This is a genomic window from Oleiagrimonas sp. C23AA, from assembly GCF_011759385.1.
In the GTDB taxonomy this organism is placed as follows: domain Bacteria; phylum Pseudomonadota; class Gammaproteobacteria; order Xanthomonadales; family Rhodanobacteraceae; genus Oleiagrimonas.
The window spans coordinates 161,651-183,374 of sequence record NZ_JAARLY010000009.1; the positions used below are offsets into that span (position 1 = coordinate 161,651).

A 21,724-nucleotide genomic window follows, 5' to 3' on the forward strand; every position below is an offset into this window, starting at 1 on the left:
TTTGGGTTTGTCCACAGGCTTTTCCCATGCTCTACCCACACCTTGTGTGGAAAACCGGGCGACAGCGCTCGGTCAAAGCGATGAAAACATGGGCGGTTCACGGTGAAACAAGCACTTGCGAGGCGCTGGTCACTAACTGATCAAACCGCTTCATCTTGCTGATTGCATGACACTTTAAAGACTTTTCCACAGGCTTGTCCCTGCCCTCATGCACAGTGGGTGTGGAAAACCCGTTTTGCCCGAGCAGACGCGGTGTGACAGGTGGTCTGTTGAAGGCGCCTGATCAGTTTTTAACCAAGGTGTTGCAAGTCACCGTCGGCAAAGGCGCATTCACGATTATCCACAGGCTTGTCCCTGGCCTTTCCCACAGCCGATGTGGACAACCGCGACGGCCCTGATCAAAACATATGCAAGGTCATGCAGGTGGCTGCTTGAAAAGCACAATTTCGGCTTATCCACATGGATGTCCCGTGCCTTTTCCACACCCTGTGTGGATAACGCCCTGCTGGCGTGCCGAAACTCAGAAAGCGCGAGCCAGCAAGCCGCCATCGACAGCCAGAATCTGACCGGTGATATAGCTGGCCGCGGGCAGGCACAAAAACGCCACCGCGGCGGCCACCTCCTCCGGCTCGCCAATACGCCCCATCGGTGTGCGCTCAAGCACTTCATCCAGGGTGTCGCCGTCGGCCAGCATTGCCTGCGAGCGCGCAGTACGGGTCAGCCAGGGTGCCACCACATTGACGCGAATGCCGTCGCCCGCCCATGCGCAGGCCTGCTCACGCGCCAGCTGATGCAGGGCCGCCTTGGCCGGCCCATCGCCCACTCCGCGGATGCAGCTCATGCCGGAAACGGCGCCCACGTGCACCACCGCAGCGTTGGCGTGTGCGCTAAGAAACGGATGCAACAGTCGCCCCAGGCCGTCGGCGGCCTCCAGCATCGCCTGCATGCCCAGCGGCGGCGAGAGATCGGAATCCAGGCCAATGGCATTGACCAACAGCGACAACGGGGCATCCAGATCGGTAATCCAGTCCAGCACATCGAGCCGGTCCTCACTGCTGGACAGATCAGCGGCAAATGCACGGATCTGCGCATCCGGGCAGGCTTCGGCCAACTCGTCGGCGGCGATCTGCAGGCGATCATCATCGCGTGCCAGCATCAGCACGTCCGCGCCCAGCGCCGCCAGTTCATAGGCACAGGCAAGTCCGATGCCCTGGCTGGCGCCGCCGATCATGGCCGTATGGCCGTCCAGACGCCAACTGGCAAGTCGCGGATGCATGGCAGATCTCCCTGGAGTCGGGTTGGATGCTAGCAAGTCATAAGGCGCGCGGCAGCCGCCAGCGTATGCTCAATGCCATGAATAATGCAGCCCCCCCGATACTGGAGCTGGCCGACGCCAGCGTGATCCATGGCGAGCAGGTGCGTCTGGAGCGCTTTTCGCTGCGCGTGCAGCCCGGCCAGCACACCGTGATCCTGGGCGCCAATGGCAGCGGCAAGTCGACGCTGGTGAAGCTGATCGAGCGGCGGTTGTATCCGCGCGCCGATGGCGATCGCGAAGTGCGGGTGCGCATGTTCGGTCAGGCGCGCTGGTCGGTGGCCGAGCTGCGCCAGCATCTGGGCGTGGTCTCGTCGGACCTGCAGCGCGCCTTCGATGCGCAAGCCGAGCTCACCGCCCTGGAAACGGTGGTTTCCAGCTTTTTTGCCAGCTATGGACTGGGCCTTGACCAGATACCGGAGCCGGCGCAGATCGAGGCAGCGCGCAGCGCACTCGAACAGCTGGGCGCGGCGCACTTGGCCTCGCGCCGGGTCGCCACACTATCCACCGGCGAGGCCCGGCGCGTGCTGATTGCACGCGCGCTGGTGCATCACCCCAGGGCGCTGCTGCTGGACGAACCCTGTGCCGGCCTAGACATGGCCTCGCGCCGACGTTTCCTGGAGGACCTGCGCGCCTTGACGCGCCAGGGGACAACGCTGGTGATGGTCACCCATCACGTGGAAGAAATCCTTCCTGAAACCCGTCAGCTGGTGCTGCTTGAAGGTGGGCGCTGCCGGGCCAGGGGCGGCGTCGACGAACTGCTTACCGAACCCCGCCTGTCGCAGCTTTACGGCGCCCCGATCGCGCTGAGCCGGCGCGGCGACTGGTACAGCGCACATCTGGCTTGAGCTTGCCGTCGGCCGGACATCACGCGCAGACTGCGCAGCAACCAGGCCACAGGAGTACGCCCTGATGCGAAGCGTGTTGTTATTGCCCCTGGGCGTGGCCGCGTTGCTGGCGGCCTGTTCGCCCGATCACGACCCGACGCCGGACAGCCAGCCGCCAGCGCCGAAGGCGGCCAAAGCTGACAATGGCGCTGGCACACCGCTGGACGGGTTGCTGCAGGACCGCCAGCGCGCCCGTGACGTTCAGAAAACAGTGAACGCGCACGCCCACGCGCAGGACGCCGCCATCGAGGCGCAATCGCAATAAGATCTCGCCCGCGGCGCCCTTCCGGTGCGCCGCGGTGGCCAGGCCTTTAGTCCTGCGGCGAGCAGAAGCAGTAGGCGTACACGTTCGGCTTGCCGGCCTGGGCATGGCCGAACAGGCCCAGCTCCGGCGCCCGGCGCGCCAGCTCGGCGGTCCAGGACGGCAGGCGAATGCCCGCACTCAGCATGATGTGCGCCATCGAGCTCTGGCCGATGCCCTGCATGAAACGCTGGAACCCGCTCATGCGTGGCTCGACATAACGCACCCCAAAGTGCTGGTCCAGGCCCGCTGTCTTGGCCGCATCGGCCACCGCCGCGCGCAGGCCGCCCAGCTTGTCGACCAAACCGCGCTCAAGCGCTTGGCGCCCGGTCCACACGCGCCCCTGCGCCACGGTATTGACCTGCGCGTAGCTCATGTGTCGCGCCTTGGCCACACCACCGACGAAGTCGCGGTAACCCTTGTCGATCATCGACTGCATCATCGTCGCCACCTTCGGATCCAGCGGTCGGGTGACATCAAACGCCCCGGCCAGCGGCCCCACGCCGATGCCATCGGAATGCACGCCCAGCTTGGCCAGCGTGTCCGGCACGTTGTAGAGCATGCCGAAGATACCGATGGAGCCGGTGATGGTGTTGGGCTCGGCATAGATGCGGTTGGCGTTCATCGAGATCCAATAGCCGCCGCTGGCAGCGACGTCGCCCATCGACACGATCACCGGCTTGCCAGCCTGACGCGTCAATGCCACCTCGCGGCGAATCTGCTCGGCGGCATAGACTTCGCCCCCGGGCGAATCCACGCGCAGCACCAGCGCCTTGACGTGGCTGTCTTCGCGCGCGCGACGAATCAGCGCGGCCGTGGAATCGCCGCCGATGTGACCAGGCGGCTGGCTGCCACCGGTGATCTCGCCCTCGGCGACCACGATGGCCACATTGCCGGCCGAGGCGTGCCGCGGCCGCGGTGGCGAGACACTGGCCAGGTAGTGCTCCATGTCGATGCTGCGCACGCCGTGGCCATCGTCGTCGGCCAATGCCCCCTGGCTGCGCAGGCGGGCAATCAGCTGCGCACGCGTGGCCAGCCCGTCGACCAGATGATCAGCCAGGTCCAGCTTGGCCAGGTCACCGCCATGAGCCTTGATCTGCTCGGGCATGGCGTCAATCGCGGTACGCAGTGTCGCCGGATCGATATGGCGCGCCTTGCCGACATCGGCCATCCACTGATCCCACAGGCCGCCCATCCAGAAGCGGTCGGCCTGCTTGGCCTGATCGGACGCCTGGTCGAGCACATAGGGCTCGGCCGCCGACTTGAACTGGCCGACGCGGAACAGGTGGACCGTGACGCCCAGCTTGTCCAGCAGGTCCTTGTAGTACAGACGATAGCTGGCCAGACCAGTGACCATGACGCCGCCCTGCGGGTCGACCAGCACGGTATCGGCGTGCGCGGCCAGGTAATACTGACTCTGATCGAGCTGCGGCGCCCAAACGGTCACCTTCTTGCCGGTGGCGCGGAAACGGTCCAGCGCCGCCGCCACTTCGCGCAGTGCGGCGAAGCCGCCGGCGCGAAGCTCGCCCGGCATCAGCACGATGGACTGGATATGCCCGTCATGCGCGGCGCGTTTGATGGCGCCGACCAGATCGCGCACCTGCACTTGCTGCACCGCCTGTCCGGCCAGTTTGGCGGTCACGCGCTGCACCGGATCGATGCTGTACTGCTCGACCAGCTCGCCCTGCGGCTTGAGCACCAGCACAGTGTGACTTCTCACCAGCGGCGCACTGCGATTGGCCGCGGCAATGATGATGGCCAGCAGGCCGAAGAAGATCACATTCAGAATGACGATGCGCACGACATTGATGCCGCGCAGGATCACTCCGATGAAAGCCACGAATCCATTGGGCTTGCGAGCAGACATGAAAGCACTTTCCCCAGTGATGTCGGTGCAGACTAGCCGCTTGGCCGGGTCCGGTCACGTGTCCGTTGGCACAGTGGTCGAAAGGCGACCAGGCGCCATCGCGGCGCGATAGAAGCGCGCGAACAGCAGCACCGCCGCCATGCTCAGGCCGGCAATCAGTCCGATCCACATGCCGCGCGCGCCCAGATGGGCATGGAAGCTCAGCCACCAGCCCACCGGCATGCCCACCAGCCAGTAGGCGAACGCGGTGATCAGCATCGGCACGCGGGTGTCCTTGAGCCCGCGCAGGGCGCCATTGGACACCGCCTGGATACCGTCGGAGAACTGGAAGATACCGGCCAGCACTAGCAACTGCGTCGCCACCGCGACGACCGCTGCGTCGCGCGTGTAGAGACCGGCGATAACGCCGGGCAGCCCCAGCAGCAGCGAACACGACACCAGCTGCGTGATCAGCGTCAGGCCGATGCCGCCGAAGCCGGCGTAACGCACGGCGACCCGGTCGCGACGCCCCGCCGCGTTGCCCACGCGGATGGTGATGGCCATGGCCAGTCCCAGCGGTACCATGAAGGCCACCGAGACCACGTTCAGTGCGACCTGGTGACCGGCGACCACCGTATCGCCAAGCCGGCTGATGACCAGCCCCGTGGCCGAGAACAACCCGGCCTCCATGACCAGCGACGCCGCCATTGGCATGCCCAGGTGCAGTACCTCGCCGATGGGGCGCAGACGCGGGCGTTGCCAGGCGCCTTCCAGGCCCAGGCCGCGATAATTGGGATGCCGGCGGATATAAAGAGCGAACCCCAGCATTTCGATCCACAGTACCGTGGCCGTGGCGATGCCGCTGCCGCGCGCACCCATGGCCGGCAGGCCCAGCTTGCCGTACATCAGTACATAACCCAGCGGGGCCAGCAGCATAAGTCCACCCAGGCTGAAGTACAGCGACGGCCGGGTCAGTGAGAGCCCTTCCGACAGCCCGCGCAGCGCAAAGTACATGGTCAACGCCGGTGCCCCCCAACTGATCGCATGCAGGAAGTCCTGCACCGAGCCGCGCAGGTCCGGTGTCACGCCGATAGCGGTGAGCAGCGGCGCGGTATGGCGCACCGCCCACCACAGCACGGCACCCAGCACCCAGGCGATCCACAGCACCTGCTGCAGGAGCGCGCCGACCTCGTGGCGGCGCTGAGCGCCATCGAGGTGCGACACCGACGCAGGCACCGCCATCATCACCCCGATGCTGATGACGATGGCCATCGACCACACATTGCCGCCCACGGCTACCGCGCCCAGGGTGTGCGCACCGAGATGACCGGCCAGCATCGCGTCCACCACGTTGCTGCCGATCGCCGCCAACTGCGCACCGATCAGCGGCAGCGCCAGACGCACCGTGGCGGACAGTTCGTGAGCCAGTCGGGCCCGATCAATGCGTGCAGTGGACATGACGACAAAACAGTGCGCAGGGCGAAAAAATGACGGCCGCGGGGCCGCAGCGAATCGGCAAGTGTACGTGCCCGCAGCGATGCCGACGATGCCGCATGCTCCGCTTCATGCGCACCAGCCAACGGTCAGGGCTGTGGGCGGCAATCGCTTGTGCCAAGATCGGCGACCCAGGGGACAGGGGAGATACCGGGGAATGAACGATCTGACGCCATTCGAGGGCCTGCACTGCGCCAATTGCGGCTATCGCCTGCAGGGTGAGTTCTGCCATCACTGCGGCCAGTCCACACACAGCGTGCTCAAGCCGATACACGGCATCGCCGAAGAAGCGGTGGAGACCCTGCTGCATATTGACAGCCGCATCCTGCACACGCTGCCGCGGCTCTATCTGCGGCCCGGCTTTCTGACCATGGAATACTTCGCCGGCCGGCGTGTTCGCTACATCGCTCCGTTCCGGTTGATGTTCGTACTGTGTCTGTTGGCGTTCTTCGCTCTGCACTGGTCGGTCGATCACCTTGCCGAGCATGGCGATCTGGTCAACGCCCACGTGCAGCTCGGCACCGAAGCCTTCCAGCAGGCGCACACACCGACTCAGGTCCGGACCATCCTCGCCCGGCAACTGCAGGCGTTGGATAGCGCCGATGCGCTTGCCGTCATGTCGCCTACGGCGCGCGCGCAACTGCAGCGCAGTCGCCACAGGCTGTTCAAGCAGGCCAACCAACGCCTGGCCAAACTGGGGGCGCCGCCGCTCAAGCCAACCACGGGCGAATCACGGCCGGCTGCCGCCCCGGGCAGCCATGCCTCGGCGACCGGCACCTGGATGCACATCGACTGGCTGCCGGATATCGTCAATGCGCGCCTTGAACGGATCGGTCGGCACATTCAAGGCAACTGGCAAACCCTGCAACACGGCGATGCACAAGGCCGTCACGAAGCGCAGCAGCGCATGATCGATGGCGTTTTCGGCACGCTACCGCAGGCACTATTCGTCATGGTGCCGCTGTTCGCCGTGCTGCTGAAGCTGTTCTACCTGTTCCAGCGCCGGCTTTACATGGAACACCTGATCGTGGCGCTGCACAGCCACGCCTTCCTGTTCCTCAGCTTGCTGCTGGGCATGATCCTGGAGTGGCTCGCCGGCATGCTGGTACCGCACGCGCACTGGCTGGCGCCTGCATTTGGCCTGCTGGGCTGGGTCCTGTTCCTGTGGATACCGGTCTACCTGCTATGCATGCAAAAGCGCATCTACCGGCAAAGCTGGCCTTGGAGCACGCTCAAATTTCTCTGCATTGGCTGGCTCTACCTGTGGATGCTGATGGGCGTGCTGGTCATCGCGGTGATCCTGGGGCTGGCCCACTGAAGGGTTGATGGCGGCTCGTCACGGGCCGAAAATTGCCCTGCGAAACCCCGCTCTTTACGACCTTGCAACGATGCGCCGTCGAGGTTGTGCACAAGCGCCGCGGGCGTGACGCAAGTCTGACCTGCAAATGAACTCTCCGTGACAACAACGATAAGAGGCTTTTCAACTTATTGAAAATAAAACATATTTCATATTGATTAAAGTTTGCCCACGGTGTGCCGGAGCCCGCCGTCATGGGCTTGAAAGGCCCCTCTCAACGCCTCTTCCACAGACTTATCCACAGCTTCTGTGGATAACCTGAAAAGCCTCGGTGGCGGATGCACTTAGCGCCTATCCTTCATTCTCAGGCGAAGTATTCGCGCCAAGTGCCCAAGGCTTCCGTCGGGCCGATACACTGATGGCCATGAGTCGCTACCTGCGCGTTGCGCTGCCCGTCCCGTTACCCAAGTTGTTCGACTACCGCGTGCCGGTCGATGGCAGCGCGCGTGCCGGCATGCGCGTGAAGGTGCCCTTCGGGCGCAGCAGCCGGGTGGGCGTGGTGGTCGCGCTGAGCGACCAGAGCGAGTTTGCCGACGCGCAGATCAAGCCGGTACAGGCGGTGCTCGATCCCGAGCCGCTGTTCAACGACGAACTGCGTGCCAGCCTTCAATGGGCCGCCGACTACTGGGCCGGCGCGCTGGGCGAGGTCTATCAGAACGCACTGCCGACCCAGTTGCGCGAGGCGCGCAGTTGGCCGGATACCGACGAGGAAGCCTGGCAGCTCACCGAGGACGGGCGTCAGGCGCTGGCCGAGGGCAAGCGCCGCGGTTCCAGCCGCCTGTTGCTGCAAGCGCTGGCTGACGGCGCGCTGCCGGCGGCCCAGCTGGGTCTGTTGTTGGGCCAGTGGCGCGAGGCGGCGCGACGCCTGGCCGGCGCCGGTCTGGTCGAAGCCATCGCCTGGCAGGCACCGGCCCTGACCTGCGTGCCCGGCCCCACACTCAACGATGCCCAGCGCGAGGCGGTCCAGACCATCGACGCCAAGCTCGATCAATTCGGCGTCTGGCTGCTGGATGGCGTCACCGGCAGTGGCAAGACCGAGGTCTACCTGGCGCTGATCCGGCGCACGCTGGACGCCGGCCGTCAGGCATTGATGCTGGTACCGGAGATCGGCCTGGCGCCACAGGCGGTCAAGCGCCTTCGCGAACGACTGGGCGTACCGGTCGAAGTGTTGCACTCGAACCTGGCCGATGGCGAGCGCGCCCGCGCCTGGCTGCGCGCACGCAGCGGCGAGGCGCGCGTCATTCTGGGCACGCGCTCGGCGGTGTTCACGCCGCTGCCCGAGGCCGGGCTGATCGTGATCGACGAGGAACACGACGCCTCTTACAAGCAGCAGGACGGCTTTCGTTACCACGGCCGCGACCTGTCGGTGGTGCGTGCGCAATCGCTGGGCATTCCGGTGCTGCTGGGCTCGGCCACGCCATCACTGGAAACGCTGGCCAACGTCGAGGCCGGGCGCTACCAGCGCCTGCATCTGAGTACTCGCGCCCGCGCGCATGCGGCGCCCACGGTGCAGATTGTCGATGTGCGTGCGCAGCGGCTCGACCACGGCCTGTCGCCCACCCTGCTGGGCGCGCTGCGCGAATGCGTCGATCGCGGCGAGCAGGCGCTGGTGTTTCGCAACCGGCGTGGCTATGCACCGGTGTTGCTGTGTCACGCCTGCGGCTGGCACGCCGACTGTACACGCTGCGAAAAACCGATGACCTTGCACGCGCGGCGCAACCGCCTGATCTGCCATCACTGTGGCAGCGAGCGCCCGGTGCCCACCACCTGTCCGGCCTGCGGCTACACCGACCTGAAGCCGCAGGGCCATGGCACCGAGCGCCTGGAAGAAGCCATCGCCGCGCGCTTCACCGATGTGCCGGTGCTGCGCATCGACCGCGAAACCACGCGCCGGCGCGATGCCTTCAGCGAGCTGCTGGCGCAGCTGGACGCAGACAAACCGGCCATCCTGATCGGCACGCAGATCCTGGCCAAGGGTCACGACCTTCCCAACCTGACCCTGGTCGCCGTGGTCGGCGTCGACGAAGGCCTGCACAGCGTGGATTTTCGTGCCGCCGAGCGCCTGGCACAGCTGGTGGTGCAGGTGGCCGGACGCGCCGGACGCGCCAGCAAACCCGGCCGCGTATTGCTGCAGACCCATCATCCAGACCACCCGTTGCTGCGCACGCTGCTGCGCTCGGGCTACGCGGCGGTGGCGCGCGAGTTATTGGACGAACGCCGTACGCTGACGCTGCCGCCATTCAGCCATCAGGCGCTGCTACGCGTCGATGCCACCCAACGCGCGCCGGTCGATGCGTTTCTGGCGCAGGCGCACGCGGCCATGCCGGCTAGCGAGACGCTTCGCGTACTGGGCCCGATGCCGGCGCCGATGCCACTGCGCGCCGGGCGCCACCGCGGCCAGCTGCTGCTGGAAGCCGACAGCCGGCGCCAGCTGCACGGCGCGCTCAAACCGTGGCTGGCGCAGCTTCCCGCCCTACCCGACGCGCGTCGCGTGCGCTGGTCGCTGGATGTCGACCCCATCGACCTTTATTGACCGACACACGCAAGCGACGGAAAGCACGGCAAAAAGCACCGTCGCCATGAATCGAGCGCAACAGATCATTTGGCGGTTTGCCCCGGCTTGGCGACAATGGACCTCTTCACTGCAGAGGATTCCCCCGTATGGCATCGCAACTGGACCAACTGCGTGACATGACCACGGTGGTTGCCGATACCGGCGACATCGAGGCCATCCGCCGCTACAAGCCCATCGACGCGACCACCAACCCGTCGCTGCTGCTCAAGGCTGCCGGCATCGAAAGCTACGCGCCGCTGATCGACAAGGCGGTGGACTGGGCCAAGGGCCGCTCCAACAGCCGCGATCAGCAGATCGAGGACGCCAGCGACCGTCTGGCCGTGGACGTGGGCCGCAAGATTCTAGAGATCGTGCCCGGTCGCGTGTCCACCGAGGTCGATGCGCGCCTGTCGTTCGACACCAAGGGCACCATCGCCAAGGCCGAGCACCTGATCGCGCTGTATGAGGAAGCGGGCATCTCGCGCGACCGCATCCTGATCAAGGTGGCCTCCACCTGGGAAGGCATCCGCGCCGCCGAGCACCTGACCCAGAACGGCATCGACTGCAACCTGACGCTGCTGTTCTCGTTCGAGCAGGCGGTGGCCTGCGCCGAGGCCGGTGTGTTCCTGATCTCGCCGTTCGTCGGCCGCATCATGGACTGGTATGTCGCCAACACCGAGGCTACACGCTTTGACCCGCACACCGACCCGGGTGTGAAGTCGGTGCGTCGCATCTACGACTGGTACAAGTCGCATGGCTTCCAGACCATCGTCATGGGCGCCAGCTTCCGCAACATCGGACAGATCCAGGCGCTCGCCGGCTGCGATCGCCTGACCATCAGCCCCGATCTGCTGCAGGAACTCGACGACAAGGACGGCGATCTGCCGCGCCAGCTCGAGGACGGTGGCAAGACCGAACAGCTGCCGGAGAAGATCGACGAGAAGACCTTCCGCTGGGGCATGAACGAAGACGCCATGGCCACCGAAAAACTGGCCGAAGGCATCCGCAAGTTCGCCGCCGACCAGGTCAAACTGGAAAAAATGCTCGAAGCCAAGCTGTAAGCCGCCTCGGCATGGAATGAAAAAGCCCGCCCCATCGGCGGGCTTTTTCATGCGCTAACTCTGCCGACCGGCCCATTTGCGCGCGACCGGCCTGGGCTATGCTGGCTCGCTCCCGTCACTGACCTGCAGGATGTGCCCATGATCGCCCGCCTTCGACTGTCGCCACGCCTGCTCGGCCTGATCGCGCTTTGCCTGGTACCGGCACTGGCCATCGCCGCGCCGCCGCGCCTGGTCGGTTATGTCGGCAGCAAGGACGATCCGGCGCACATCGAGGCCGGCAAACTGAGCGCGCTGATCTACGCTTTCGCGCATATCAAGGAGGGCCGCGTGATGCTCGATGCCCACGACGCGGCAGCCTTCGAGAAACTGCGCGCACTGAAGCGCCAGAACCCCAAGCTCAAGCTGCTGATCTCGGTGGGAGGCTGGACCGCCGGTGGCTTCTCCGATGCCGCGCTCGATGCCGCCTCGCGCCAGCGTTTTGCCGACAGCGCCATGGCCCTGCTGCAAAAGATGCACGCCGACGGGCTGGATGTGGACTGGGAATACCCCGGCCACCACGAGAGCGGCATCACCTCGCGCCCCAGCGACAAGGCTCACTTCACCGCGCTATTGAAAGCGGTACGCCACGCCATGGCGCAGGGCTCTGCAAAACCGGGCGCGCCGGCACATTACCTGCTGACCGCGGCGCTGGCCGATGGTCCCTTCGTCGATCATGTGAACCTGAAGGCCGTGGCGGCCCAGTTGGACTGGATCAACGCCATGACCTACGACTTCAACAACTCGATGACCAAGACCACCGGCAACCACGCTGGCCTGTTCGCCTCGGCGGTCTCGCACAAGGCCAGCGACCGGACCACGGCACGCGCGGTGCGCCAATACGAAGCGGCCGGCGTACCGGCAAACAAGATCGTGATCGGTGCCGCGTTCTACTCGCGCGCCTTCACCGACGTGCTGGGCCGCGACCACGGCCTGTATCAGCCTTACGGCAAGTACGTGGCCAGCTATCCGTGGCCACAGCTGGTGGCCAAGTACATCGACAAAAACGGCTTCAAGCGCTACTGGGACGCCAAGGCCAAGGCGCCGTACCTGTGGAATGCGAAGACGCGCACCTTCATCACCTACGACGACCCGCAGTCGCTGCGCGCCAAGGCCGTCTTCGTCAAACGTCAGCACCTGGGCGGCATCATGTACTGGGAGCAGAGCCTGGACCCGCACAACACGCTGTTCGATGCGCTGGCCAAGGGGCTGGGGCGTTGAGGGCGATGCGCAAGCGCGCGGCGCGTTAGCTTCGAGGCGTCATTCAAAAGCCTGCCGGAAAGGCAGACGCCGAGTGCTCGCGCGGCCGGATGGCTGCATCGCGAAACGAGTTGCGCTGAGGTTGACTCAAGGGCGACAGAGCACTAGCGCGCCAAAGGGTGCTCGCAGCTAACCTTTTCCGATGTCGGGCGAAGCCAATCCTCGAGGCACAAAGGCACTGGATCCCGGCGTTCGCCGGAATGACGGCCTGGAGAGAAGGTGGCGGCAAATGCCGCACTTCTCACTTCTCACTTCTCACTTCTCACTTCTCACTTCTCACTTCTCACTTCTCACTTCGAGCGGCGAGCGGCGAGCGGCGAGCGGCGAGCGGCGAGCGGCGAGGCTAAACGCCATGTCACGCAGCGGCGCAAGACATAAAAAATCCCGCCCGGTGCAATACACCGAGCGGGATGATTTTTTTGCCTGCTTGTCTGCCGCCGACGACGGGCGGTGGCAGGAAGAGGATGCGATCAGGCCTCGAAGGCGCCGCGCATCTTCTTCATGGCGTTGGCCTCGATCTGGCGGATGCGCTCGGCCGAGACGCCGTACTCGTCAGCCAGTTCCTGCAGCGTGGCCTTGTTGTCCTCGATCAGCCAGCGGCGCTGGATGATGTCGCGCGAACGATCGTCCAGACGCGACATGGCCGTGCTCAGGCTGTCCATCTGGTTTTCGGCCTGATCGGCATCGGACACGCTTTCATACGGATCGGCGTTGTTGTCGATCAGGAACGCGGCCGGCGCCGGACGCTCATCGTCGTCGGCATCCACCGGGGCGTCGAAACCGACGTCGCGACCGGACAGGCGCGATTCCATCTCGTACACCGTGGCCTCGGGCACGCCAAGATCCTTGGCCACCACGCGCACTTCCTCGGCGTTCATCCAACCCAGGCGCTTTTTGTTCTTGCGCAGGTTGAAGAACAGCTTGCGCTGCGCCTTGGTGGTGGCGACCTTGACGATGCGCCAGTTGCGCAGGATGAACTCGTGCATTTCGGCACGGATCCAGTGCACGGCGAAGCTGACCAGACGCACACCCTGCGTCGGATCGAAACGCTTGACGGCCTTCATCAGACCGATATTGCCTTCCTGGATCAGGTCGGCCAGCTGCAGACCGTAGCCGGAATAACCGCGAGCCACGTGCACCACGAAACGCAGGTGCGACGTCACCAGCTGCTTGGCAGCGGACAGATCTTCCTCGCCGCGATAGCGCGTGGCCAGATCCTGTTCCTCATCCACGCTGAGCACCGGAATGCGATGCACGGCGGAAATGTAGGCATCCAGACTGCCAACGACGCTGGGTACCGGCAGATTGTTGGCAACCAAAGCCTGAGTCATTTGCGACACCTCCTGAAGACGATCCCAGATTAGCACTCTGGTAGTTGGAGTGCTAACCGGCGTCGGAGTTCCCTCCGGCGTCGATTAACTAAACCACATAGTACAAAAACATGTGGTGCAATGCAATATCGAGGGATGGAAGTCAAGCCTACGCCGATGCCCGTGAACCGGGCGTGGGTGAAAGGTCACGCCGGCGCCATGTTCAGCTCGGCGCAGGGTGGCAGCGACCAATCGATCGGCGCCTGGCCCTGCTCGCGCAGATAGGCATTGGCCTGGGAAAAGTGCCCGCAGCCCATGAAGCCACGATAGGCCGACAGCGGCGAGGGGTGCGGCGCCTTCAGCACATGATGGCGAGCACGGTCGATCAGCTTGCCCTTGGCCTGGGCCTGACTGCCCCACAGCAGGAATACCAGGCCCTCGCGCTCGCGGTTGAGTGCATCGATGGCGGCGTCGGTGAAGCCCTCCCAGCCCTTGCCGCGATGCGAGGCGGCCTGCCCCCGCTCGACAGTAAGCACCGCGTTGAGCAGCAACACGCCGCGATCGGCCCAGGGCGTCAGGCAGCCATGATCGGGACGGGCAATGCCCAAATCGCGCTGGATTTCCTTGAAGATATTGTCCAGCGATGGTGGCACCGGCACACCCGGGCGCACCGAGAAACACAGGCCGTGCGCCTGATGGGGGCCGTGGTAGGGGTCCTGCCCCAGGATCACCACCTTCACCTTGTCGAACGGAGTGTGGTTGAAGGCCGCGAAAATTTCCGGCCCCGGCGGATAAATCACCGCGCCGGCCTGCTTGCGCGCCAGCAGAAACGCGCGCAGCGCCTGCATGTCCTCACGTTCGAACCAGTGCCCCAGACGCGCCTTCCAGGAAGGCTCCAGTTTCACCCGGTCCATGCTCTGTGCCGTCATCTGCCGCGTCCTGACCCATGCGGTGGAAAACACCGCATGGTAACAGGGGCACGCCCCGCTCAGCCGGCTACAGGCACGCGCTCGCGCAGATGACGCGCCACCCGTAGCTGGAACATCAGCTTGGTGATCAGCAGGGTTTCATCGACCGGCTTCTCGACCAGGTCGTTGGCGCCGGCTCGAATCAGCACCGCCTGTTTGTCCGGATTGTCGTCGCCGGTCATCACCAGCACCGGCAGCTCGCCCTTGCCGTAATCGCGACGCACGCGCTCAAGCAGGTCACCGCCGGTCAGTTCGCCTTTCAAGGTGACATCGGTGAGCACCAGATCAATGTCCGGAACTTGGCCGGAAGGCAGACCATCCAGCCAGGCAAACACCTCCTCGACACTGGCCATGTGGCGCACGGTCAGGCCATGGCGCTCGAGCATGCGCTGGGTGGAAAGCGCCACCACACGGCTGTCCTCGACGTACAGCACACGCCCGTCGATATCCTGCTCGGGCGCCACGTAGCCGCGAATGAAACTGGCCAATGCCGAGAAACCCAGGCTCTTGTCGAAGTAGTCGGTAACGTCGTGGCCCAGCGCGCGCTCACGCAGGCGCTCGTCGACGTCGCCGGATACCACCACGATGGGTACATATGCCTGCACCGCCTGTTCGCGCACCTGCCGCGCCAGTTCCATGCCATCCATGTCCGGCAGCACCAGGGACACGGTGACGAAGTCGACCATGCCCTGTTCCAGCGCCTGACGCGCCTCGGCGCCGGTGGCGCAGGCAATCACCTGCACATCGGGAAGTTGCGCGGTCAGTACCTGCTCGATCATGCGCCGGACCACCCGCGAGCCGTCGACCACCATTACGCGCGGGGCATCGCCGGCGATATGTCGACCCATGCTATGGCTCATGCATGCTCCAGGACTTGAAACCAGAGTGAAGGAGGAATGGGATGCGGCGGCGCTTTAGATGCTGATACGCAGCATGCGGGCGCTGACCAGGCGAGCGCCCAGCCAACCCATGGCGGCGGCGGCCAGCGGCACCCACACCAGCTCGGCCCATCCCAGCCCCTGTATCGGCAGGCCCCCAGCATAACTGGATGCCAACTGTGCCACAGGTTTGGCCAATGTCAGCTCCAGCAGCAGTACCACCAGTACCGCCAACACACCACTGGCCAGGCCATACCAGAGCCCGGCGTACAAATAAGGCCGGCGCACGAAAGCGCGGCTGGCACCGACCAGCTGCAGCACGGCAATTTCGTCGGCGCGGCCCTGGATATCCAGACGCACGCTATTGCCGACCACCAGCAACGCGGCCAGCCCCAGCAATACCGCCAGCACACCGACGCCGCGCTGGCCCAGGTCGACAATCGCATGCAGGCGCTGACGCCAGGCGCCATCGTCCTGCACGAAATCGACCTGCGACATGCCCTTGAGCACTTTGACCAGCTGCCCGGTGGCCGCCTCGCTCTCTCCCTGACGCGGCGTCACCACCAGCACGTAGGGCAGCGGATTGTCCGGCAGTGCCGCAAAGGCTTGCGAAAAGCCCTGCGTGCTGGACAGCTCGTGCATGCCATCGTCCGGACTCTTGATGCGCACCGAGCCAACGTCGGCGCGATCGCGCAGTGAAGCGGCGGTTTGCTCGACCACCGGCTGCGCCGTGCCCGGCTGCATGAACACATTGATGGCGGGGTCTTGCCCCAGGCTGTGGCCCAGCCGCTGCACATTGCCCAGCAACAACCAGAAGGTCAGCGGCAAAGCCAGCGCCACGCCCATCACGGTGATGGTCAGCAGCGTGCCCAGCGGGCGTGTGCCCAGCCGTTGCAGACTGGCCCGCGCGCACCAGGCGTGCTGCTCGCGCCAAACCGCCATGCGTCGCGGGCGCGCCGGGCGGTTGCCGGTCTCAGCGGAGCGTTCCGGTGTCGCCATCAGACCACCTCCGAACCGGGCACATCATCGACCAGGCGGCCATGATCGAGCACCAGCACGCGCTTTTTCATGCGCTTGATCAGCATCAGGTCGTGACTGGCGATCAGCACCGTGGTGCCGACCTGCTGGAAGGCGTCGAACATGGCCATGATCTCGACCGACAGCTTGGGATCCAGGTTGCCGGTCGGCTCATCGGCAATCACCACCGGCGGTTTGGACACCAATGCCCGGGCAATGCCCACGCGCTGCTGCTCACCGGTGGAAAGGGTCGGCGGCAGCTGCTTTTCGTAAGCGGCCAGCCCGACTTTCTCCAGCGCCGCACGCACGCGCTTGCGCCGATCAGCCGGCGCCATGCCGGCAATCACCAACGGCAATTCAACGTTGTGAAAGACGCTGCGATCGTTTAGCAGGCGCTGATCCTGGAACACCATGCCGACCTTGCGTCGCCAGCTGGCAATACCGCCGGCGCGCACCTTGGCCAGGTTCTGGCCGTCCAGCGTGACGGTGCCCGAAGTGGGGCGCTCCATCAGCGCCAGCATCTTGAGCAGCGTGCTTTTGCCGGCACCGGAATGGCCAGTGACGAACACCATTTCACCCGGCGCCACCTGGAAGGAAAGCTCGGTGAGCGCCGGTTGTCCGGTGGCGTAGCGTTTGCTGACTTGGTCGAACTGGATCACGGCATCGGCATCGGCGGTGGAAGCCACCGAGCATACCGTGCGTGCGCCGGCTTGCCACCTTGGCAGACCGGCGCACGGCACCCATCACTTAAATCGCGATTCAGCTACCGCTGCGACGAGCAGCGGTCATGCTGGCGCGAATCTCAGCGGCCGAACAGGCTGCTGGCCAGGCGCTTTAGCAGACCCGGCTGCTTCTGCTTGCTCGGGGCCGACGGCTGGCTGATGGTCTTGGAGGCCGCCTCTGGCGCCTCGTTGCGCGGCTGGCTGGGCGCACTGCGGCGCGACTGACCGGCACGCTTGCCATCACCTGCACTGCCCTGCTCGATGCGGGCGCGCGGCTTGCCATCCTGCGAACCGCCCTGGCGCGAACCGCGCTGACGCGAGCCGGAACCACCGCCCTCACGCTTGGCCTCACCGGACGCCGCCGACGGCGCGTCAGAGGCGCTGCCCTGCGACTCGCCACCCTGACGATTGCGGTTGCGATTGCGGCCACCGCGACGACGGCGACGCTTGCGCGGCGCGCCATCGGCCGCGGGCTGATCACCCGCCGCAGCACTGGGCTCGGACGTCGACTGCGCTGCCGGCTGATCCGCCGTGGCGGTCTCGGCCTTGGTTTCCTGGCTGGCCGAGGCCGCCGGACGCTCGCTGGAGGCCTGCGGCGCGGGCGCGTGGCTTGTGCCCTGCGCATCGGAACCACCGCTGCCGCTGCGACGACGGCGACGCTTGCGCGGCGCGCCATCGCTGCTGCCGGAGGTGTCGTCGCTTTCATCCGCGTCCGCGCTTTCGCTGCGCTCGGATTTGGGCTTGGGCGGCGGCTCGGGCATCACCAGCATCTTGGCCTCGATCGACTCGACCGGGATCTTCTGCTCGATGTAGGCCTCGATATCCGGCAAGCCCATCGCGTACAGGTCGCAGGCGAAGCTGACCGCATCACCCTCGGCGCCCAGACGCGCGGTACGGCCGATGCGATGCACGTAATCCTCGGCATCCTGCGGCAGGTCGTAGTTGAACACGTGGCTGACGGCCGGGATATGCAAGCCACGCGCGGCCACATCGGTGGCCACCAGCATGTCGATGGCGCCATCCTGGAATCGCGCCAGCAGCTTCTGGCGCTTGGCCTGCGGCACGTCGCCCGAAAGCGCGCCCACGCGGTAACCGTAACGCTTCAGGCGCTCGGTCAGACGCTCAACGGCGGCCTTGGTATTGGCGAAGATGATGCTGCGCTGCGGCTTGTGCTGACTCAGCAGATTCAGCAGCAGCGGCATCTTCTCTTCCTTGGCCGGGAAGTACATGACCTGGCGCACGCGGTCGGCGGTGACGTTCTCGGTCTCCACCACCAGCTTCTCGGCCTCGTTCATGTGCTCGTAGGCCAGTTCCAGCACGCGATGGCTGAGCGTGGCCGAGAACAGCAGCACCTGGCGCTCGTCGCGCGCCGGCAGACGACGGAAGATGTAGCGCACATCCTTGATGAAGCCCAGGTCGAACATGCGGTCGGCTTCGTCGATCACCATCACCTGCACCGCATTCAGGCTGAACACCTGCTGCTTGTAGTAGTCCAGCAGGCGGCCCGGCGTGGCGATGATGATGTCGCAGCCATCCTTCAGCTGCTGGCGTTGCTTTTCATAATCGACGCCCCCATAGATCAGCGCAGTGCGCAGCCCGGTGTGGCGGCCGATCGCGGCGGCATCCTTTTCAATCTGGATGGCCAGCTCGCGGGTCGGTGCAATCACCAGGGCGCGCGGATCGGCGTCCTTGCGCTCGGCCATGGCAGGCTCGGTGAGCAGGCGATTCATCAACGCCACCAGGAAGGCGCAGGTCTTGCCAGTGCCGGTCTGGGCCTGACCGGCGACATCGCGCCCAGTCAGTGCCACCGGCAGGGTCAGCGCCTGGATCGGCGTGCAGCGGGTGAAGCCGCAATCGGCCAGGCCCTGCTGCAGCAGCGGATGAAGGTCGAGGTTTTCGTAGAAGGTATCGGTGAGTACGTGTTCTGACATAGATATTCGATTCGCGGGGCCGCGCGCCGGCTATCTGAAGCGGCGCTGCGGCGGTGTCGGGGGCGCGCCGGAGACTGCGCGACGCGAGGCCCGGAAGCCCAGGGACGATCCCCGCGGCTGGCGGGATCTTCAAGAAGATGGACCATCACGATATACAGGTCCGCATGTGGTACCCGTCGGCATGTTCGGCGCCCTGATGGCCGCCCTTGAATCGCCTGACGAGTTGCGCTGGAATGGAGCCGTGCCGCAACGGCAACCTTCCCTTCCAGTCCGGCCCGCTTCCCTTCAAGCGGGCTCTTAAGTGTAACCGAACCCGGGCGCCGGTGTGCGACCGCGGTTTTTCCCTATTCGACTTAACGCTTTGGAGTTTTAGCCGTGAGCGATCTCATTACCCACGTTGGCGATAGCGAGTTTGAATCCGAAGTCATCAACGCCGATACCCCGGTGCTGGTCGACTTCTGGGCCACCTGGTGCGGTCCGTGCAAGGCCATCGCGCCGATCCTGGACGAAATGGCGCAGACCTACGAGGGCCGCCTGAAGATCGTCAAGGTGGACGTGGACCAGTGCCAGAAGACGGCCGTGAACTACTCCATCCGCGGCGTGCCCACCATGATGCTGTTCAAGGGCGGCAAGGTGGAAGCAACCCAGGTCGGCGCCGTGCCCAAGGGCCAGATCGTGAAGATGATCGAAGCGGCCCTGTAACACCCCTTCCCAATCGGCACCGGCGCGCGCTGGACGAGGCGCGACGCCGGTGCTAGATTGCAGTGTGATCGCCCGGCGCGTCCGCGCCCATATTTTCCATGTCTGGCGACACATTCCTTCAATTACGCTCCCTTTCAACGGCGCCCTGCGAGGTCCGCCCGTGTCCGATATCGAAAGCAAAGACAACGCCGAGGCCCCGCGCCAGGCAGAGATTCCCGTGCAAGAGGCCCCGGCCGCCAAGCCGACGCGCGCCCGCAAAAGCACCAAAACCGTGAAGGCCGACGCCAAGACGCCGTCAAAGTCGACGGGCGATGCGCCCGCGGCCGAGGCACCCGCGCCCAGCGCGCCGCCTGCCGAGGCGCCCAAGCCGGCCGCCCAGGAGGCATCCGGCGAACCGGCCAAGCGCAACGACGATGCCGACACCGGCAAGGGTGGCAACCACGCCGACAAGGCCGATAAAGGCGACAAGGGCGGCAACAACAACGGCGGTGGCAAGCGCCACAACAACGCCAATAACAGCAACAGCAACAACAACAACAACAACAACGAGCGCCGTGGTCGCCGTCGCCGCAACGAGCGTGGTCCGCGCCCAGGCCGGGGCAACCCCAACGGACTGCCGGTTGACGACGAGAACGCCGACATCGGTTCCAGCGACAACCTGATCAACCTCACCGAGCTCAAGCGCAAGAACAACATCCAGCTGCTGGAGACGGCCGAGTCGCTGGGCATCACCGAAACGGTGGCCCGTCAGCGCAAGCAGGACGTCATCTTCAACATCCTCAAGGCGCACGCCCGCAACGGCGGCGGCATCTGGGCCGAGGGTGTGCTGGAAATCCTGCAGGATGGCTTTGGCTTCCTGCGCTCGGCCGACGAGTCCTACCTGGCCGGCCCGGATGACATCTACGTCAGCCCCAGCCAGATCCGCCGCTTCAACCTGCGCACCGGCGACTACATCACCGGTCGCGTGCGTCATCCCAAGGATGGCGAGCGCTACTTCGCCATGCTGCGCGTGGACGACATCAACGGCGATCCGCCGGAGGCCTCGAAGAACAAGATCCTGTTCGAGAACCTCACGCCGCTGTTCCCGCGCAAGGCCTTCCACCTGGAGCGCGGCAACGGCTCCTCGGAAGACATCACCGGCCGCATCCTCGACCTGATCGCCCCGGTCGGCAAGGGCCAGCGCGGCCTCATCGTCTCGCCGCCCAAGGCCGGCAAGACCATGCTGATGCAGAACGTGGCCCAGGCCATCGTGCACAACCATCCGGAAGCGCACCTGATCATCCTGCTGATCGACGAGCGCCCCGAGGAAGTGACCGAAATGGCCCGCAGTGTGCGTGCCGAGGTTATCTCTTCCACCTTCGACGAGCCGGCCGTGCGTCACGTGCAGGTGGCCGAAATGGTCATCGAGCGCGCCAAGCGCCTGGTCGAGCACAAGAAGGACGTGATCATCCTGCTCGACTCGATCACCCGCCTGGCCCGCGCCTACAACACCGTGGTGCCCAGCTCCGGCAAGGTACTCACCGGTGGTGTCGACGCCAACGCCCTGCAGCGCCCCAAGCGCTTCTTCGGCGCCGCGCGCAACGTCGAGGAAGGCGGCAGCCTGACCATCGTCGCCACCGCACTGGTCGATACCGGCTCGAAGATGGACGAGGTGATCTACGAAGAGTTCAAGGGCACCGGCAACATGGAAGTGCACCTGAACCGCCGCATCGCCGAAAAGCGCGTGTACCCGGCCATCGACATCAACCGCTCCGGCACCCGCCGCGAAGACCTGCTGATCGATCCGGACCTGCTGCAGAAAATCTGGATCCTGCGCAAGCTGCTGCATCCGATGGACGAGCTGGCGGCCATGGAGTTCATGCTCGACAAGATGAAGAACACCAAGACCAACGACGAGTTCTTCAACGCGATGAAGCGTTAAGCGCTGTCGTGGGTAATGGGTGACGCCGCATGCGGCGCTCGCCCAGCCCGTAAGCAACAAAAAAAAAAGCCGGCCTTGTGAACTGACCCCATAAAGTTGGACAGTTGAAGCGGCTAAGCCACCAAGGGCTGGGTTCTGTACTGCACAGGACTCAGCCCTTTCAGTTT

General features: G+C 65.1%; 16 protein-coding genes and 1 pseudogene. 8 read left to right on the forward strand and 9 right to left on the reverse strand.

Going from position 1 to position 21,724, the window contains the following annotated elements:
• Window positions 1–520 precede the first annotated feature (520 nt).
• The gene (locus HBF24_RS14960; RefSeq protein WP_167174571.1) at window positions 521–1,276 is read right to left on the reverse strand and encodes an SDR family oxidoreductase; all 756 of its coding nucleotides are present in this window, start codon (window positions 1,274–1,276) and stop codon (window positions 521–523) included.
• A gap of 26 nt (window positions 1,277–1,302) precedes the next feature.
• Between HBF24_RS14960 and HBF24_RS14965 the strand changes: the two genes are divergently transcribed.
• Window positions 1,303–2,160: an ATP-binding cassette domain-containing protein gene (locus HBF24_RS14965; RefSeq protein WP_240922599.1), complete on the forward strand. Its 858-nt coding sequence runs from the start codon at window positions 1,303–1,305 to the stop codon at window positions 2,158–2,160.
• Between the two features lie 64 nt (window positions 2,161–2,224).
• On the forward strand, window positions 2,225–2,464 hold the full coding sequence (locus tag HBF24_RS14970; protein WP_206064365.1) for a hypothetical protein: 240 nt from the start codon (window positions 2,225–2,227) through the stop codon (window positions 2,462–2,464).
• A gap of 46 nt (window positions 2,465–2,510) precedes the next feature.
• Here the strand turns inward: HBF24_RS14970 and sppA are convergent, their stop codons facing one another.
• Together sppA and HBF24_RS14980 are read right to left on the reverse strand one after the other, a co-directional pair.
• The gene (gene sppA / locus HBF24_RS14975) at window positions 2,511–4,367 is read right to left on the reverse strand and encodes a signal peptide peptidase SppA (RefSeq protein WP_167174574.1); all 1,857 of its coding nucleotides are present in this window, start codon (window positions 4,365–4,367) and stop codon (window positions 2,511–2,513) included.
• A gap of 54 nt (window positions 4,368–4,421) precedes the next feature.
• Entirely contained in the window at window positions 4,422–5,804 is a 1,383-nt protein-coding gene (locus tag HBF24_RS14980; protein ID WP_167174577.1) for an MATE family efflux transporter, read from the reverse strand.
• A 193-nt stretch (window positions 5,805–5,997) separates the two neighbouring features.
• Between HBF24_RS14980 and HBF24_RS14985 the strand changes: the two genes are divergently transcribed.
• The 4 genes from HBF24_RS14985 to HBF24_RS15000 all read left to right on the forward strand — a co-directional run bounded on the left by HBF24_RS14985 (window position 5,998) and on the right by HBF24_RS15000 (window position 12,069).
• Window positions 5,998–7,158 (forward strand): DUF3667 domain-containing protein, encoded by a 1,161-nt coding sequence (locus HBF24_RS14985; protein WP_167174580.1) that lies wholly within the window; start codon window positions 5,998–6,000, stop codon window positions 7,156–7,158.
• Between the two features lie 403 nt (window positions 7,159–7,561).
• The gene (locus tag HBF24_RS14990; protein WP_167174583.1) at window positions 7,562–9,730 is read left to right on the forward strand and encodes a primosomal protein N'; all 2,169 of its coding nucleotides are present in this window, start codon (window positions 7,562–7,564) and stop codon (window positions 9,728–9,730) included.
• 128 nt (window positions 9,731–9,858) lie between these two features.
• On the forward strand, window positions 9,859–10,812 hold the full coding sequence (gene tal, locus HBF24_RS14995) for a transaldolase (protein WP_167174586.1): 954 nt from the start codon (window positions 9,859–9,861) through the stop codon (window positions 10,810–10,812).
• A 138-nt stretch (window positions 10,813–10,950) separates the two neighbouring features.
• Complete coding sequence (locus HBF24_RS15000) at window positions 10,951–12,069, forward strand: glycoside hydrolase family 18 protein (protein ID WP_167174589.1); 1,119 nt, start codon at window positions 10,951–10,953, stop codon at window positions 12,067–12,069.
• A gap of 509 nt (window positions 12,070–12,578) precedes the next feature.
• Here HBF24_RS15000 and rpoH read toward each other — a convergent pair.
• The 6 genes and pseudogenes from rpoH to HBF24_RS15030 form a co-directional block, all read right to left on the reverse strand.
• The gene (gene rpoH, locus HBF24_RS15005) at window positions 12,579–13,448 is read right to left on the reverse strand and encodes an RNA polymerase sigma factor RpoH (protein WP_167174592.1); all 870 of its coding nucleotides are present in this window, start codon (window positions 13,446–13,448) and stop codon (window positions 12,579–12,581) included.
• Between the two features lie 176 nt (window positions 13,449–13,624).
• Window positions 13,625–14,347 carry a uracil-DNA glycosylase gene (gene ung, locus HBF24_RS15010; protein WP_167174595.1) on the reverse strand — a complete coding sequence of 241 codons (723 nt, stop codon included), beginning with the start codon at window positions 14,345–14,347 and terminating at the stop codon, window positions 13,625–13,627.
• Between the two features lie 59 nt (window positions 14,348–14,406).
• Entirely contained in the window at window positions 14,407–15,246 is an 840-nt protein-coding gene (locus tag HBF24_RS15015; protein WP_167174598.1) for a response regulator, read from the reverse strand.
• Between the two features lie 54 nt (window positions 15,247–15,300).
• Window positions 15,301–16,263 (reverse strand): permease-like cell division protein FtsX, encoded by a 963-nt coding sequence (ftsX, locus tag HBF24_RS15020; protein WP_167174600.1) that lies wholly within the window; start codon window positions 16,261–16,263, stop codon window positions 15,301–15,303.
• Window positions 16,263–16,940, reverse strand: coding sequence for a cell division ATP-binding protein FtsE (ftsE, locus tag HBF24_RS15025; protein ID WP_167174652.1), 678 nt, complete (start codon window positions 16,938–16,940; stop codon window positions 16,263–16,265). Before ftsE ends, ftsX begins: the two co-directional genes overlap by 1 nt.
• Window positions 16,941–17,428: 488 nt before the next feature.
• Window positions 17,429–18,934 (reverse strand): annotated as a pseudogene (locus HBF24_RS15030) (DEAD/DEAH box helicase); the annotation flags it as partial.
• 375 nt (window positions 18,935–19,309) lie between these two features.
• Here HBF24_RS15030 and trxA point away from each other — a divergent pair.
• Both trxA and rho read left to right on the forward strand, forming a co-directional pair.
• Window positions 19,310–19,636 carry a thioredoxin gene (trxA, locus tag HBF24_RS15035; protein WP_167174606.1) on the forward strand — a complete coding sequence of 109 codons (327 nt, stop codon included), beginning with the start codon at window positions 19,310–19,312 and terminating at the stop codon, window positions 19,634–19,636.
• Window positions 19,637–19,907: 271 nt separating this feature from the next.
• Window positions 19,908–21,557: a transcription termination factor Rho gene (gene rho / locus HBF24_RS15040; protein WP_343162777.1), complete on the forward strand. Its 1,650-nt coding sequence runs from the start codon at window positions 19,908–19,910 to the stop codon at window positions 21,555–21,557.
• Window positions 21,558–21,724 lie beyond the last annotated feature (167 nt).

Excerpts from the sequence above, each read along its gene's own strand:
- HBF24_RS14970 (WP_206064365.1), top strand. The coding sequence starts at position 2,225 with ATGCGAAGCGTGTTGTTATTGCCCCTGGGCGTGGCCGCGTTGCTGGCG.
- HBF24_RS15015 (WP_167174598.1), bottom strand. The coding sequence starts at position 15,246 with ATGAGCCATAGCATGGGTCGACATATCGCCGGCGATGCCCCGCGCGTA.
- tal (WP_167174586.1), top strand. The coding sequence starts at position 9,859 with ATGGCATCGCAACTGGACCAACTGCGTGACATGACCACGGTGGTTGCC.
- HBF24_RS14965 (WP_240922599.1), top strand. The coding sequence starts at position 1,303 with ATGCTAGCAAGTCATAAGGCGCGCGGCAGCCGCCAGCGTATGCTCAAT.
- HBF24_RS14990 (WP_167174583.1), top strand. The coding sequence starts at position 7,562 with ATGAGTCGCTACCTGCGCGTTGCGCTGCCCGTCCCGTTACCCAAGTTG.
- HBF24_RS15000 (WP_167174589.1), top strand. The coding sequence starts at position 10,951 with ATGATCGCCCGCCTTCGACTGTCGCCACGCCTGCTCGGCCTGATCGCG.
- HBF24_RS14980 (WP_167174577.1), bottom strand. The coding sequence starts at position 5,804 with ATGTCCACTGCACGCATTGATCGGGCCCGACTGGCTCACGAACTGTCC.
- HBF24_RS14960 (WP_167174571.1), bottom strand. The coding sequence starts at position 1,276 with ATGCATCCGCGACTTGCCAGTTGGCGTCTGGACGGCCATACGGCCATG.
- ftsX (WP_167174600.1), bottom strand. The coding sequence starts at position 16,263 with ATGGCGACACCGGAACGCTCCGCTGAGACCGGCAACCGCCCGGCGCGC.
- sppA (WP_167174574.1), bottom strand. The coding sequence starts at position 4,367 with ATGTCTGCTCGCAAGCCCAATGGATTCGTGGCTTTCATCGGAGTGATC.
- ung (WP_167174595.1), bottom strand. The coding sequence starts at position 14,347 with ATGACGGCACAGAGCATGGACCGGGTGAAACTGGAGCCTTCCTGGAAG.
- HBF24_RS14985 (WP_167174580.1), top strand. The coding sequence starts at position 5,998 with ATGAACGATCTGACGCCATTCGAGGGCCTGCACTGCGCCAATTGCGGC.